The organism is Neopusillimonas maritima, from assembly GCF_003576595.1.
In the GTDB taxonomy this organism is placed as follows: domain Bacteria; phylum Pseudomonadota; class Gammaproteobacteria; order Burkholderiales; family Burkholderiaceae_B; genus Neopusillimonas; species Neopusillimonas maritima.
In genome coordinates this window covers 159,493-174,764 of record NZ_NQOU01000002.1, presented here as the reverse complement: position 1 = coordinate 174,764, position 15,272 = coordinate 159,493, and the positions used below count along the sequence as shown (strand labels likewise).

The window sequence follows — 15,272 nt, the reverse complement described above, 5'->3', positions numbered from 1 at the left end:
GAAGTGCTTGTTAAGGAATAGGTCGTTATGAAAGCAGTTTGGTATGTCCGTAACGGTGCGGCGCGTGAAGTGCTCGAGTATGGTGAGTTATCCGATCCCGAGCCAGGCATCGGTGAAGTGCGAGTGAAGTTGCATGCGTCGGGTATTAATCCGTCGGATGTGAAGTTTCGTTTGCGCCGACCCTTGGATTTTGAACAAATTGTGCCCCATAGTGACGGCGCGGGAACGATTGATTACGTGGGGCCGGGTGTTGGGTCTCATCGTGTCGGTCAGCGTGTATGGGTATGGAATGCCCAGTGGCGCCGCCCGTGGGGTACAGCTTGTGAATATGTTGTCTTGCCGGAAGTTCAGGCTGTGCCCCTGCCCGACGCAATGAGTTTCGAGCAGGGTGCGTGCCTTGGTATTCCGGCGTTAACTGCGGTGCAGTCTATCCGGCTGGCCGGTTCATTGGCAGGTAAAACGGTTCTGGTAACCGGGGCGGGCAGTGCGGTGGGTCACTACGCAACGCAGATGGCTGTGCTTGAAGGGGCGCGTGTTATTGGCACGGCTGGCTCAGGTGCGCGTCGTGAAGATGCCGAGCAGGCGGGCGCATTTTCGGTTATCGACTATAAGCAAACCGCAGTTGGGTCGCGCGTGCTTGAGTTAACGCAGGGTGCGGGTGTTGATGCCGTCATTGATATGGATTTCTCTTCAACGGCTGCATTGCTTTCGGAAAATGTGCTGAAAACACATGGTGTGTATGTTTGTTATGGCTCCAACACGACCGGTGTTTTGCCTGTTGATTTGAAAACCCTGTTGTGGCGTTCAATCGATTTGCGCTGCTTCCTGGTGTACGACTTGCTGCCCGACGATCGTGCAGCCTGCATCGAAAAATTGTCGGGGTGGCTTGAGCAAGGGCGTTTACAACACCGCGTGGCCAAAACCTTTCGTTTGCGTCAAACCGCTGCTGCACATGAGTTCGTGGAATCCGGCTCCAAACGCGGCACGGTCGTGTTAAGGATTTAAGGCGCTTTCACGCAGCGGCGACATTAAATTCCAGGAAATGGTCTGTGCGGCTTGCCGCAGTTCGGGCAATAGTTTTTTGATAATGTCTTCCTTTTTTGCGATCTTGTGAATCCAGGTCAGGTTTACGATTGCCACCACTTCTTTGCCCGCCCAAATGGGCACGGCAACCGAGTCTCGCCCGTCGTCGAACTCGCGACGTGTTTTGTCGTAATGGCCGCCGAAGTCGGGTGTGCGCAAACCGTAGCCTAATTGGCGTGTCTCTTCCAGCAATTGTTTAATTTGTTCAGGGCGACGCGCCAGATAGTTGCCGGGCTCGTTGCTGGCGGCCAAACGTTGCAAAACCGATTGCCTTTCCGTTTCACTGCAGAAAGCCAGGTAGGCGCGACCGGTGGCTGAGCGCAACATATTCACCCGAAAACCGATTGGGCCCAATGGAATGTGCGAGAAGTAGGAGCGCGGGCTGTTGGTTTCAATCACGGCCATATGATCCAGCCGCGGCACAGCCAGAATGGATGGCCAGTCGACTTTACGGCACAGTTGTACCAGGGTGGGTGACGCCACTTGAACCAGATAGTTTTCGTCATTGACTTGGGGCGGCCGGGGCTGGTAGGTGTGGCTGGCCATGAAGGCGCCGTCGGCCACTCTTTGCCAAATCAGTCCGCGACGCTCCAGTGTTGCGATAACCCGGGTCAGGGTGGCTTTGGGCAAACCGGTGGCCAAGTACAAATCGTGCAGGCTGGCGTTGCGCGATTTGTGCAGGTATTCCAGTACTTCCAGGCCGCGATCAAGGGCGCGGATCGTCTTGACTTGATAATCTTTCACTAAATTTCACCAGGTGAAAAGTTGTTTGGCAATGCTAGCACTGTCGTGAAGGTTTAGGCAAAACTGGTTGCAAAAGGGTTGGTTTAAACCGGCACATGAATCAGACAAACAGGGTGTTTTTGGAGCATTGACATGAGCTTTACCCACGACGACGTGCAGCGCATTATCCAGTTGCTTGACGCGTCACATTTCGACGAGCTGCATTTGGAAGCCGATGGTATCAAGTTGGATCTGCGTCGCAACAGCGGTGCATCAACCGCGGCGTCGGATGCTTCGGGTGCGTCGGCAATGCCATCAATGCGGCAAGGGCCATCCGCCACGTCGGTTTCAGCGCCTCAGTCGCCAAATCCAGAAAAAACAGCAGCGCCGTCCTCGGGTGCGGATGAAAATAGGGCGTCGTCATCGGGCCAGGCCGCATTGCTCGAGATTAAAGCCCCCATGCTGGGCACGTTTTATCGCGCGCCGAAACCGGGGGCGGATCCGTTTATTGCGGAAGGATCAAAGGTCGAGCCGGAAACGGTGGTGGGCATTATCGAGGTCATGAAATTGATGAATTCAGTTCCCGCCAATATAACCGGCGAGGTTGTTGAGGTGGTGGCGCAAGACGGTGAACTGGTTGAGTACGACCAGGTTTTGTTCCGCGTGCGTCCTTAAGGCGGGTTTATGGCTATCACAATGGTTGATCGCACTCAGACTCCACCGATTACGCGTGTACTTGTGGCCAATCGGGGTGAGATCGCAGTGCGGATTATTCGCAGCCTTAAGCGCCTGGGCGTTGAAACGGTCTTGGCGGTTTCAAGCGCCGATCGCGACAGCCGGGGGGCGCGCATGGCCGATAAGGTGGTGTGCGTGGGGCCAGGTCGGGCCACTGAAAGCTATTTGAAAATCGATACCTTGGTACATGCCGCTCAAGCGACGGGTGCGCAAGCGATTCACCCTGGTTATGGTTTTCTGTCAGAACGTGCTGAATTCGCGCGTGCCTGCGAAGAACACGATGTGATTTTCATTGGCCCCACCGCCGAACAAATTGAACAGGTCGGCAACAAGCTGGAGGCGCGACGCATAGCCGGCGAGGCAAATGTACCCATTACGCCGGGCGGGCCGGTTGAAACCCTTGATGAAGCCTTGGCTGTTGCCGATGATATCGGTTATCCCGTCTTGATCAAGGCGGTCGGCGGCGGAGGTGGTCGTGGCCTGAAGCGCGCTGATACGCGCGAGTCATTGATTCAACAGTTTGATATGGCCAGCGCCGAGGCGCTTTCCGCTTTCGGTGATGGGCGCGTGTATGTTGAGTGCTTCGTGACGCAAGGCCGCCACGTCGAGGTACAGGTGTTGGGTGACGGCAAAGATGTCCTCCACCTGGGCGATCGCGACTGCTCAGTGCAGCGTCGATATCAAAAGCTGATTGAAGAGGCACCCGCGCCGCACCTGTCGGATGCGTTACGTAAAGGTTTGCACCAGGCGGCTGTCAGGTTTGCCCGCCATATCGGTTATCGCGGTGCGGGCACAATTGAGTTTTTGGTTGATGTACCGCGCGAGCAGTTTTACTTTCTGGAGATGAACGCACGCATTCAGGTTGAACATCCGGTGACCGAAGAGGTGACGGGTGTTGATTTGATTGAGGCGCAGTACCGTATTGCGCAGGGTGAACCATTGCCATGGTCGCAAAACGACATTCAGGTGCACGGCCATGCCATTGAGTGCCGAATTAATGCCGAAGATTGCGATCACGATTTTAGGCCGTCCCCCGGGCGTGTCACACAAGCCTATTTCCCTTCCCACGACGGTTTGCGTATTGATACGCACATTGAAGCCGGTGCCATGATTCCACCTTTTTATGACTCCATGGTGGCCAAAGTGATTGCGGTTGGGCAAGACCGGGAACAGGCTCGTCTTCGCTTGCGTATGGCGCTTGATGAGTTGGTATTGGAAGGCGTGAAAACCAATATTGCGCTGCATAAAGCTATATTGGAAACACCGGAATTTACGCAGGGCGGAGTCGATACAGGCTTTTTGGGCCGTTATTTGGCGGAAAAGCCCAGCTTGCAAAATGAAGCGCGACGGGAACAAACATGACGCAAAAAAAGATTCAGTTTATTGACACGACATTACGAGACGGCAACCAAAGCCTTTGGGGCGCAACGGGTTTGCGCACCGGCATGATGCTGCAAATTGCATCCGTGCTTGATCAGGTGGGTTATTACGCAATTGATTTCAGTACCAGCACGCATATGGCGGTGACGGTACGTTTCCACAAGGAAGATCCTTGGGAGCGTTTGCGTTTAATGAAATCCCGTTTAAAAAATACACCGCTCACCTTTCTCTCCACAGGTATGCGGTTTATTTCATGGGAAACGGCTCATCCGGAAGTGATGGCGTTGTCGTATCAGTTGCTCGTGAATAATGGTATTGAGCGTTTCATGGTCATGGACCCCATGAATACCACGCAGGCCGTTATTAATAATTGTCAGGCCATTTCCAAGGCAGGTGCCTCGGAAGTGATCGGCGCGTTGGTGTATACCGTGAGCCCGATTCACGACGATGCTTTTTTTGCACAAATGGCGCGCGAATTGGCGGCACAGCCTTTTATTAACCGGGTTTACCTGAAAGACCCGGGCGGTTTGCTCACGCCCGACCGCGCGCGTACCTTATTGCCGGCCCTTCGTGAGGCTGTCGGTTCCAAGCCGCTTGAGTTGCACTCCCATTGCACGATTGGCCTGGCGCCGTTCACATACCCCGAAGCGCCTGGATTGGGTGTCGATGCCTTACATACCGCAGCGCAACCGTTGGGTAACGGTAGTAGTCAGCCCGCAGTTGAAAACGTGATCAGTAATCTGGACAGCCGTGGTGTTGCGCATGATCTCGATCTGGATGCCATGGCGAAGGTAAGCGAGTACTTTACGACTCTGGCCACGGCGGAAGGGCTGCCGATGGGTATTCCGCAGGAGTACGACGAACGTTATTTCGCTCATCAATTACCGGGTGGCATGATTGGTACCATGAAACGTCAGCTTCGTGAGATGCGTCAGGCGCATCGCCTGCCTGAGGTGTATGAAGAAGTGGAGCGTGTGCGGGCCGAGCTGGGTTACCCCATTATGGTGACGCCATTTTCGCAGGTTGTAGGCACCATGGCGGTCATGAATGTGTTGTCGCCCGAGCGCTACGCCAATGTGCCCGATGAAGTCATTCGTTACGTGGTTGGGCGCTTTGGTACGCCGCCGGGCGATGTCGACCCGAACGTAAGGGACCGTATTGAGCAGTTGCCGCGCGCTAAAGAGCTGGTGGGTCAGTCGCCCATGCCGCCGCTGGCGGAATTGCGCAAAAAGTTTAGTCCTAAGTTGTCGGATGAAGAGTTTTTGTTGCGTGCGGTGATGCCGGCGGAGCAGGTTGATGCCATGGTGGCGGCCGGGCCTTGCCGACAAGATTACAACCCCAGCGTGGCGCCGGTGGAGCACCTGATTAAAGCGCTTTCAGAACGTCCCGATGTCAAGCATGCCCGAATCGAACGTGACGGGTTTCTAATGGAGTTACGCGGCCAATAAGCTGCGGGAGAAGTTTAATGACTGAAGTAAAGGCGCCCGATCTGAACGCAATGCGCGGGTTTATTTTCGATGTGGACGGCACCCTGGCATTGGCTGATCGGGGTTTGAACGGTTATGCGCCGTTGCCTGGTTCACTTGAGTTGCTTGAGCTCTTGCGTTCGCGTGGGTTGCCCTATGTTGTTTTTACCAATGGTTCATTGAAAACGCCGGTGCAGTTGTCGCAGGCGCTGGGCAACGCGGGAATTGAGGTGGCCCCCGAACGTGCTTTAACGCCTCCTGCCATTGCCGTATCGGTTTTTCGCAACAAAGGCTATAAGAAAATTTTGGTGCTGGGGGCGGAAGGTGTTTGGAAGCCGTTGGCTGATGCGGGTTTTGAAGTGGTGTGTGCGCCCGAGCGGGCAGACGATGCCGATGCGGTTTTTATCGGATGGTACCCCGAGTTCGGTTTGCCCGACCTTGACGCCGCCAGTCGGGCGATTTGGCAGGGGGCGGGGTTTTATACGGTTTCCACCGTGCCGTACATTGCCAGCCGTGATGGCCGTACCTTGGGTATTTCGGGCGCCTTAACCGCCGCTATTAGCAGTGTGACCGACAAGGAGGCGATTGTCGTTGGCAAACCGGCCGCCGAGGCTTTTGCCATCGCGCGCGAAATTCTGGGCGTGGCGCCGGAACATGTGGCGATTGTGGGTGACGACCCGGCGCTGGAAAATGAAATGGCGCATTTGAACGGGGCGATTTCGGTCAGTGTTCATACCGGCTTGTACAAAGCGAACGACTTCGCTCGTTTGCCTGATAACCGCCGGCCACATTATTCGTTGTCGGGTATCGACCAGTTATTGGAGTTAATGCGATGACGCAGTCAGCAGACAAAGCAACGTCGGCTCAACCTTTGTGGACACCGAGCCAGTCGCAAATAAATGCCTCGCGGCTGGCGCATTATCAGCAGTGGCTTGAGCGCCGTTACGGCCTGCCGCGCGGCGAGTATGCCGATTTATGGCAATGGTCGGTCGATAATCTCGAGTCGTTCTGGACGTCAATCTGGGAATATTTCGATGTTCAGGCCGGCGGATCGAACCAGCCGGTGCTGGCGTCTCAGACGATGCCGGATGCAAAATGGTTTCCCAACGCAACCCTTAATTATGCAGAACATATATTTCGCAACGCAACGGATCAACGTCCGGCGCTGATCGCGCGTAATGAAACGTCAGAGCCTTATGAGGTTTCCTGGGCCGATATGCAGCGTGATGCCGGTGCATTGGCCGCCGGTTTGCGCAAACTGGGCATCGGTAAAGGCGACCGTGTGGTTTCTTATTTGCCCAATCGCCCTGAAACGGTGGTGGCGTTTATGGCCTGCGCCAGTTTGGGTGCAGTGTGGTCAAGCTGCGCACCCGATATGGGTGTGCGGGTCGTGACCGATCGCTTTAGCCAAATTGAACCCAAGCTTATTTTTGCCACCGACAGCTACAGTTACAACGGCAAATTTCACTCCCGGGTAGAGCAGGTGAGTGAGTTGCTTGATGCGCTGCCAACGGTACAACATGTCATTCATGTGCCGGGCCCGAACGCAGAGGTGAATCAACCGCTGCCTTGGCGAAATCAATTGTCGTGGGCAAGCCAGGTTTCCGAACCGGCGCAATTAGTATACGAGCGTGTACCGTTTTCGCACCCGCTTTGGGTGGTTTACTCGTCGGGTACAACCGGTTTGCCCAAGGCTATCGTGCACAGTCATGGCGGCATTGTTTTAACGCATATGAAAACCATGGCTTTGCAGCACGATTTGCGCGAGGGGGATCGTTTGTTATTCCTGGGCGGAACCGGCTGGATTGTATGGAATTTACAGGTGGGTGGCTTGTTGGTGGGCGCCACCGTTGTGCTTTACGACGGCAACCCCGCATGGCCGGATCAGAAAGCGTTATGGCGTTTTGTTAACGATTACGACGTCACCCTTTTAGGGTGTGGTGCGGCCTATTTAATTAACTGCATGAAAGAAGGGCTGTTGCCTAAGGAAGTTGGGCCTTTCAATGCTTTGCGTGCCATCAATGCCACGGGCTCCCCGTTACCCACTGATGCGTTCCAATGGGTGTACGACAACGTCAAGTCAGACCTCTGGCTCGCTTCGATTAGCGGCGGCACGGATATTGCGTCGGGGTTTGTCGCCTGCGCGCCCACCCTGCCGGTGTATTCAGGCGAGATTCAGTGCCGCGAATTAGGTGTGGCTGCTTACGCTTTCAACGAGAGCGGCGAGGCCGTGGTCGATGAAGTGGGTGAACTGGTTATTACCCGGCCCATGCCTTCAATGCCTATTTATTTCTGGAATGATCCGGGTAACGAGCGCTACCACGATAGTTATTTCGATATGTTCCCGGGGTACTGGCGTCATGGCGACTGGATTCAATTCACGCCGCGTGGAACCAGCATTATTTATGGCCGCTCTGACTCCACAATTAATCGCTTCGGGATTCGCATGGGCACCGCAGAGATTTACCGTGTGGTCGAAGCGCTGTCGCAAGTGCGCGATAGCCTGGTGGTGGATCTTGAGTATTTGGGGCGCGATTCGTTCATGCCTTTGTTTGTGGTGTTGGACGAGGGGCAAGTGCTCGATGACGATTTAAAGACGCAAATTAAAACGCAAATTCGCACCAAAGCATCGCCGCGTCATGTGCCCAACGAGATTTACCAGGTTCAAGCCATACCCCGTACTTTAACCGGCAAGAAAATGGAGGTGCCGGTCCGGCGTTTGCTGTTAGGGTCGCCCGCGCACAAGGTGGCGCATCCCGACGCGATGGCGAACCCGGACAGTCTCGATTTCTTTATTCGTTTGGCCCAAAAACTGAATCCGTCTTAGCGTGGCTCTATAGGCGCGGAATCAAATAATATTTTCAGGAGACAACATGAGTACAAAACCAAAAGTTTTATTAATCGCTACGCTCGACACCAAAGCGGTGGAAGCCAAATACGTGCGCGACAATCTGGAGGCGCAAGGTGTCGAGGTGCTTCATATGGATCCCAGTATTCGGCGTTCGGTCAAGCCGGGAGCTGAAATTACGCCCGAGGAAGTGGCCGGCGCAGCAGGGAAAACCATTCAGGATGTCCGCGACCTAGGTCACGAAGGCAAATGTCAGGCTGTCATGATGGAAGGCGCCGCCAAGCTGGCGTTGGCGCTGCACGCCAAAACACCGCTCAGTGGCATTATCGGTATTGGCGGCTCTATGGGGAGCTCATTGGTAAGCACCGTTATGCAGGCCATGCCGTATGGGTTGCCCAAGGTACTTGTGTCGACCATGGCATCGGGGTTCACGCAACCATTCGTGGGCGCGAAAGACATCACCATGTTCAATCCTGTTTGTGATATTGCAGGCATTAACAGCATTACCGGCGATGTTTATCGCAATGCAGCCATCGCGGTGGCTGCCATGGCCAAGCACTACGAGCCGAAAAAGGCGTCCGACAAGCCCATCATCGCCATGGGTACATTGGGGACGATTGATCGATGTACGGTGCGTGTGCGTAAATCGCTGGAAGATAAGGGTTATGAAGTATTGGTTTTCCATACCCTCGGCACCGGTGGGCAGGCTCTGGACCAAATTGTGAGCGAGCGCGACGTTATCGCAGTAATCGAATCGTCGGTGGTTGAGCATAATGATTTTCTGAATAACGGCCTGTGTAGCGCCGGGCCCAATCGTTCCAAGGCTGCGTTGGCCAAGGGGATTCCAGTGGTGATCGCGCCGGGCAATGCCGACTTCATGGTGTCCGGCCCCCCGGAAATGGCCGAGCGTCAATTCCCGGGCAAACGCTATCACATTCACAATAAAGCACTTACTGCGGTTCGTACCGAGAAAGAAGAGCTAACACGGTTGGCGCAGCATTTGGCCGGCCTCGTAAAAGAAGGCAAAAGCCCGGTGTCGGTGTTAGTACCCTTACAGGGTTTCTCCCATCATGACAGCCCGGAAGGACACCTGCATGATTCTTCTTTATGCCCGGTTTTTTATAACGCGGCGAAAGAAGCCATGCCGGCGTCCGTTAAGGTTGAGTCATTCGATTGCCATTTGAATGATGAAGCATTTGCCGATGCGATTGTTCAAGAAGTTCTTGAACTGATCAAAGCACGAAATAACAACTAAAAACAACCAATCAGGTAATCTGATACATAGTGTGTAAATTGTTATAGTCATTACCTGGCCACTTGTATGGGGTGCGTGTTGTCGGGTGTGTCATCACTTTAAAAACCCCTTATTTTCCGGAGACAAAAAATGACCGTTAAAAAATGGACATCAAAGCTGGCGACACTGGCGTTAAGTCTGTCGGTGGTGGGTGCCGCGGCACCCACCCTGGCCGCCGAAGCGCCCGAGTCAATCGTAATCGGTTACGCCCTGGCAAAAACCGGCCCTAATGCCCCGGGTGCGTCCACGACGCAGCGACCCAACTATGAAATGTGGGTCGAAGAGGTTAACAAAGCCGGCGGTATCATGCTAAGCAAGTACGGCAAGCGTGTACCCATTACAGTGGTTGAATATGATGACCGTTCCAGCACCGAAGAGGCGGTGCGCGCGGTGGAACGCCTGATAACACAAGATGAGGTGGACCTGCTATTGCCGCCTTGGGGTACGGCAACAAATCTGGCCGTTGCGCCGTTATTCGACAAGCACGGCTATCCGCAACTGGGCACGACCAACCTAACTGATAAAGCCGACCAGTTCGCCAAGCGTTGGCCCAATCATTATTTCTTGCTGGGCTCGGCGTCGATGTATGCGAATGGTTTGTTTGATACATTGGCCGATGCGCTGAAAGAGGGCAAAATCAATAACAAAATCGCCATGATCAGCGTTGCCGACGGTTTCGGTGTTGAATCCGCCTCTGCGGCTCGCAAGGCTGCGCAAGCCAAAGGCTTCGAGCTGGTAATGGATGAAAGTTATCCTGTCGGCACGTCTGATTTATCTACGCTGTTGAATCAGGTTAAAGATTCGGGCGCCGATACCTTTATTGCTTATTCCTATCCGCCCGACACGATCCTGATCAGCGATCAGGCGCGTATCATTAGCTTGAACCCCAAGATTTTCTACACCGGCGTGGGTACCCAGTTTCCCTTCTTCATTGGTAAGTACGGCGCGCAAGGTGTTGAAGGCCAAATGAGCTTGGGCGGTATCGACGGCACATCCAAGGCGATTCAGGAATATCGTGCACGCCACAAAGAAATGACGGGTAAAGACACCGACTATTGGGGCAGCCCGGTCAGTTACGCTTCATTGCAAATGCTGCAGCAGGCAATTGAACGTGTCGGTGAAGTTGATCGCGAAAAAATTTCGGCCGAACTCAAGAAAGGCGGTTTCGAGACTATTCTGGGTGACATCAAAATTGTTAATAACCAGTTGGTTGGTATCTTCACCGTCGGTCAATGGCAAAACGGTGTTTTCCAGGGTGTCGGGCCGAAAGACCTGAAAGGTGCGCAACCCGTTATCATTCCTAAACCCGACTGGAAGAAGTAATCCGATCGGCCAACATCGGAGCCCGGTTTCCCGCGCTCCGATGTTGCTCCAGTTCAGGGGAAAAACATGTTGTTCATTGAGCTTTTGCTGGCGTCACTGACGCTGGGCGGGCTGTATGCGTTGATTGCCATGGGGCTGACGCTGCAGTACGGGGTTGCGCGCATCATGAATCTTTCGCACGGCGAATTCATGGTGGCTGCGGCATTTTTTTCTTATTGGTTGGTTACCAGCCTGGGCGTGCACCCATTGATGGCGCTGGCCGTTGCCGTGCCGCTGGGTTTTGCGCTGCAGTGGGTAATTTACCAATTATTGCTGACGCCGTTGGTGCGACGCTCGCCCACAGCCGACGCACTTGAAGTTGATAGCATTTTGGCTACGTTCGGCATTTTGTTTGTCGTCCAGGGCATTTTGCTTATTATTTTCGGCGGTAATTATTACAGCTACGATTATTTAACTGTGCCGGTTAATGTGTTGGGTTCTGCGGTTGCGGCCAATCGCTTGTTGGCGGCGGGGGCGGCACTTGTCATTGGCCTGGCGGTTTATTTTGTGCTGGTGAAGTCGCGCTGGGGTGCGTCGTTGCGCGCCATGGCCAACGCGCCTCAGTTTGCGCATTTGGTGGGAATCAATCCTCGCGCCATGGCTGCATTTGCCTTCGCCCTGGGCGGCGCATTGGTCGTGGGTGCCGGGGTTTTGGTAAGTATGTTTCTTCCGTTCAGCACCTACATTGGCGTGGCGTTCACCATGAAGGCGCTGGTTATTGTCATTATGGGCGGCGTGGGAAATTTGCTGGGTTGTATTCTGGCCGGCTTGTTGCTGGGGGTCGTTGAAACGCTGGTGTCCCGTTTTGTTGATCCGGGCTTAACCATGGCGGCGACATTTACTATTTTCCTGCTGGTGTTGTTGTTGCGCCCGCAAGGCATTTTCGGGAGGGCCGGCAAATGAATCAAAATAACGCCATGTTCTCTCCGGGCTTTCTCGTGGTTGTCGTTGTCTTAATTATTGTGGCGGCCTTGCCGTTGCTCATAGACAGCAGTTATTTCCTGGCCTACAGCATTAATGTTTTGCAGTATGCCGCGTTGGCCACCGCCTGGACGCTCTTTTCCGGTCCTACGCGTTACATTTCATTGGCCACCACCGCGTTTTTCGGTATCGGCGCATATACCGTGGCCGTGCTCTCGGAAACACTCCCCTGGTTTGGTGTATTGGGTGTCGCCATGGTTATCGGCATTTTGCTTGCGTTAGTTGTGGGGCTCTCAACACTGCGTTTGTCGGGTATTCATTTCGTCATTTTCACTTTCGGCCTGGCCGAGTTGGTTCGTCAGATTGTGACCTGGTACGAGGTCAACATCACCAAATCAATCGGACGCTATATTTTTCTGGATATCACCCAAGAGGATATTTATTGGCAATTGCTGGCCTTGCTCACGCTGGTGCTTTTTGCCGGTTGGTGGATACGGCGCTCAAGGCTGGGGTTGGCTTTGCGGGTTATCGGCGAAGATGAACACGTGGCGCGGCATCTGGGCATGAACACCACCGTGGCGAAAGTATCCCTGTTTGTAATCAGTGCCACGTTCATGACGCTTGTGGGTGCCATTATGGCGCCGCGCTGGACATACATTGACCCGGCTATTGTCTTCAACCCCACCGTATCATTCCAGGTATTGATTATGTCCTTGCTGGGTGGCGTTGGACATTTACTGGGGCCTTTGGCCGGCGTTATTCCGTTGACGGCCTTGTTTGAAGTGTTATCGGCCAACTTCCCGAATCATTTCGCTTTGTTCCTGGGTGTCGTATTCCTGATTATTGTGTATCTGGTGCCTAATGGGATTGTCGGCGTACTGCAAAGTCGTTTCGGGCGTCGCGGCGGTCGCGAACGCGACGCGGGTAAGGAGCAAACATGAGGCTACTGAAAGTTGAAGAACTCAGAAAATCGTTCGGAGGTCTGAGGGCGGTTGACGGCCTGAGTTTCGAGGTGGCCGAGGGCGAAGTCATGGGTTTGCTGGGGCCGAACGGCTCCGGCAAGACCACGGCCATGAATCTCATATCAGGGGCATTGCACGCCGACTCCGGAAGCATTCGGTTGGAGTCCGACGAGCTTATGGGCTTATCCGCTTATAAAATTGCCCGCCTGGGCGTTGCGCGTACCTTCCAGTTGGTGCGGGTACTGGGTGGGATGACCTGCGTCGAGAATGTACAGGCCGGCATGGCGTATCGAAAAGATCACAAGTTCGGTGCGGCGGCCCATACCGAAGCACTGGAATTGCTGGCATTAGTGGGATTAAGCAAGTTTGCCGATACGCCGGCGGTGGATCTTACTTATATCGATCAAAAGCGTCTGGAATTAGCGCGTGCGCTTGCACTCAAGCCGCGTTTGCTATTGCTCGACGAATGGCTGGCCGGGCTGAACCCCACTGAATTGCAAGAGGGCATCAAACTGATTCGCAATTTACGTGCACAAGGGTTAACGGTCATTTTGGTCGAGCATGTCATGGAAGCGGTGCGTGCGTTGTGTGATCGCTGTGTCGTCATGTTGGCCGGTGCCAAATTGGCAGAGGGCAAGACCGAAGAGGTTCTGGCTCAAGAGGAAGTGATTACCGCTTATTTGGGAGCACCGCATGTTTGAAGTGAGTCAATTATCGGTACGCTACGGCAAGCACCTGGCTTTGGACAATGCCGCCATCCAGGTTGGAGCAGGTGAGCTTGCCGTCATTTTAGGTGCCAATGGCGCGGGCAAATCTTCCATGTTGCGGGCTTTAGGTGGCATGCTCAAGCCGCTCCCGGGCGCTAAAGTTTTGCTTGATGGTGAAGATTTGCTGGCAGTCCCGCCGCATCATTTGGTCGAGAAGGGGTTGGCATTGGTACCCGAAGGGCGCGGCGTGTTCGTTGACCTTACTGTTCGGGAAAACCTGCAACTCGGGGCGCTCACTCCCCGGGCCCGACCTCACGAGCAAGAAAATCTGGCCAACGTGCTTGATCTGTTTCCGCGATTGGCCGAACGTTTGCCCCAACGGGTGGGCACCATGAGCGGTGGTGAGCAACAAATGGTTGCGGTGGGCCGTGCCATTATGTCGGCGCCACGCTATTTATTGCTCGACGAGCCCTCTCTTGGCTTATCGCCCTTAATGTCGCAAGAGCTTTTCCGGGCGATTAAGCGTGTCAAGGAAATGGGAGTCGGTGTGCTGATGGTTGAGCAAAATGTTAATCTGAGCCTCGATATTGCCGACCGGGGCTATCTTATTGAAACCGGTCGCATTGTGGGCCAGGGTAGTGCAAACGATTTGCGTAACGACCCTGCCGTTCAGCAAGCCTATTTGGGGCATTGATTCTCACTGTGACCGACACCATTGCCGATTTTCGCCGTTTGTTTCTTGATTCAACGCCGCTTATGGATGTACGAGCGCCCATTGAGTTCAACAAAGGGGCATTTCCCGGCGCGGTAAATTTGCCGTTAATGAACGACATTGAGCGGCAAAAAGTGGGTACCTGCTATAAGCAGCATGGGCAGGATGCCGCCATTGAACTGGGCCACAAGCTTGTTTCCGGTGCCGTTAAGGCTCAGCGCATCGAGGCGTGGGTCGATTTCGCTAAAGCCCATCCTGACGGATGCCTGTATTGCTTTCGGGGTGGCCTGCGGTCACGGTTGGTGCAGTCGTGGCTGGCCGAGGCGGGGGTGTCATATCCTCGCGTAGCAGGTGGCTATAAGGCCATGCGCGGTTTTTTGCTGAACGAAATCGAGCAGGCTGTCGACCGGTGCGAATTCGCCCTGGTGGGCGGGTTAACCGGTTGCGGTAAAACCGATGTCTTAAAACGCCTGCCGTCTGCGCTCGACCTGGAGGGGTTGGCAAATCATCGCGGTTCAAGTTTCGGTAAACGCGCCACGCCGCAACCTGCGCAAATTGATTTTGAAAACAAGCTGGCTATTGAGCTGATGCGCAGTCAGGCCAACGGCCGGCGCCGTTTTGTGCTTGAAGATGAGTCGCGCCTGGTGGGCAGTTGTGCGTTGCCATTGAGCCTGTATCAGCGCATGCAAACGCTACCTGTTGTGTGGCTGGAAGACACGTTCGAGAATCGCGTGACACGTATTTTGCATGATTACGTGGTGAGTTTGTCGCAGGAATTTATCGTGCTGCAAGGTGAGCAGGATGGGTTCCATTCTTTTGCACAGCGTTTGCGGCAAAGCCTGGCCAATATCGTGAAACGGCTGGGTCACGAGCGCTACCAGCGCTTCGATGCCTTTATGCAGCAGGCACTGGAGGAGCAACAGCGGTCGGGGGATATCAGTTTGCATCGCGTTTGGATTGAGGGTCTTCTGCATGAATACTACGACCCAATGTATGCGTCACAGCGTGAAAAGAAGGCGGCCCGCATTGTGTTTAGCGGGCCGCAAGATGCCGTCGTTGACTATCTGAGTCGAATTTAA

Annotated in this window: 14 protein-coding genes; 13 read left to right on the top strand and 1 reads right to left on the bottom strand. The window is 54.3% G+C overall.

The annotated features are described in order from the left end of the window. Positions 1–27: 27 nt before the first annotated feature. A complete protein-coding gene (locus CJO09_RS05815) occupies positions 28–1,005 on the top strand; it encodes an NADPH:quinone reductase (protein WP_119441529.1) in 978 nt (325 codons plus the stop codon). On the opposite strand, the gene CJO09_RS05810 is transcribed toward CJO09_RS05815, so the two are convergent. Then, complete coding sequence (locus tag CJO09_RS05810) at positions 994–1,827, bottom strand: IclR family transcriptional regulator domain-containing protein (RefSeq protein ID WP_119441528.1); 834 nt, start codon at positions 1,825–1,827, stop codon at positions 994–996. The two genes, CJO09_RS05815 and CJO09_RS05810, sit on opposite strands and share 12 nt — an antisense overlap. Before the next feature lie 132 nt (positions 1,828–1,959). Here CJO09_RS05810 and accB point away from each other — a divergent pair, with 132 nt between their 5' ends. The 12 genes from accB to mnmH all read left to right on the top strand — a co-directional run bounded on the left by accB (position 1,960) and on the right by mnmH (position 15,272). After that, the gene (gene accB, locus CJO09_RS05805) at positions 1,960–2,481 is read left to right on the top strand and encodes an acetyl-CoA carboxylase biotin carboxyl carrier protein (RefSeq protein ID WP_119441527.1); all 522 of its coding nucleotides are present in this window, start codon (positions 1,960–1,962) and stop codon (positions 2,479–2,481) included. A 9-nt stretch (positions 2,482–2,490) separates the two neighbouring features. Beyond that, entirely contained in the window at positions 2,491–3,903 is a 1,413-nt protein-coding gene (locus CJO09_RS05800) for an acetyl-CoA carboxylase biotin carboxylase subunit (RefSeq protein WP_245961241.1), read from the top strand. Then, on the top strand, positions 3,900–5,369 hold the full coding sequence (locus tag CJO09_RS05795; protein WP_119441526.1) for a biotin carboxyl carrier protein: 1,470 nt from the start codon (positions 3,900–3,902) through the stop codon (positions 5,367–5,369). The genes CJO09_RS05800 and CJO09_RS05795 overlap by 4 nt, the downstream gene beginning before the upstream one ends. 17 nt (positions 5,370–5,386) lie before the next feature. Further along, the gene (locus CJO09_RS05790) at positions 5,387–6,223 is read left to right on the top strand and encodes an HAD-IIA family hydrolase (protein ID WP_119441525.1); all 837 of its coding nucleotides are present in this window, start codon (positions 5,387–5,389) and stop codon (positions 6,221–6,223) included. Then, entirely contained in the window at positions 6,220–8,214 is a 1,995-nt protein-coding gene (locus CJO09_RS05785; RefSeq protein ID WP_119441524.1) for an acetoacetate--CoA ligase, read from the top strand. The genes CJO09_RS05790 and CJO09_RS05785 overlap by 4 nt, the downstream gene beginning before the upstream one ends. Before the next feature lie 46 nt (positions 8,215–8,260). Further along, positions 8,261–9,490 carry a Tm-1-like ATP-binding domain-containing protein gene (locus CJO09_RS05780; RefSeq protein ID WP_119441523.1) on the top strand — a complete coding sequence of 410 codons (1,230 nt, stop codon included), beginning with the start codon at positions 8,261–8,263 and terminating at the stop codon, positions 9,488–9,490. Positions 9,491–9,619: 129 nt separating this feature from the next. Next, entirely contained in the window at positions 9,620–10,852 is a 1,233-nt protein-coding gene (locus CJO09_RS05775; protein ID WP_119441522.1) for an amino acid ABC transporter substrate-binding protein, read from the top strand. Positions 10,853–10,918: 66 nt separating this feature from the next. Next, positions 10,919–11,794, top strand: coding sequence for a branched-chain amino acid ABC transporter permease (locus CJO09_RS05770; RefSeq protein WP_119441521.1), 876 nt, complete (start codon positions 10,919–10,921; stop codon positions 11,792–11,794). Then, positions 11,791–12,753, top strand: coding sequence for a branched-chain amino acid ABC transporter permease (locus CJO09_RS05765; protein WP_245961240.1), 963 nt, complete (start codon positions 11,791–11,793; stop codon positions 12,751–12,753). Before CJO09_RS05770 ends, CJO09_RS05765 begins: the two co-directional genes overlap by 4 nt. After that, entirely contained in the window at positions 12,750–13,475 is a 726-nt protein-coding gene (locus CJO09_RS05760) for an ABC transporter ATP-binding protein (protein ID WP_119441520.1), read from the top strand. Before CJO09_RS05765 ends, CJO09_RS05760 begins: the two co-directional genes overlap by 4 nt. Then, positions 13,468–14,175 carry an ABC transporter ATP-binding protein gene (locus CJO09_RS05755; RefSeq protein WP_114419425.1) on the top strand — a complete coding sequence of 236 codons (708 nt, stop codon included), beginning with the start codon at positions 13,468–13,470 and terminating at the stop codon, positions 14,173–14,175. Before CJO09_RS05760 ends, CJO09_RS05755 begins: the two co-directional genes overlap by 8 nt. Before the next feature lie 8 nt (positions 14,176–14,183). After that, on the top strand, positions 14,184–15,272 hold the full coding sequence (gene mnmH, locus CJO09_RS05750) for a tRNA 2-selenouridine(34) synthase MnmH (protein ID WP_119441519.1): 1,089 nt from the start codon (positions 14,184–14,186) through the stop codon (positions 15,270–15,272).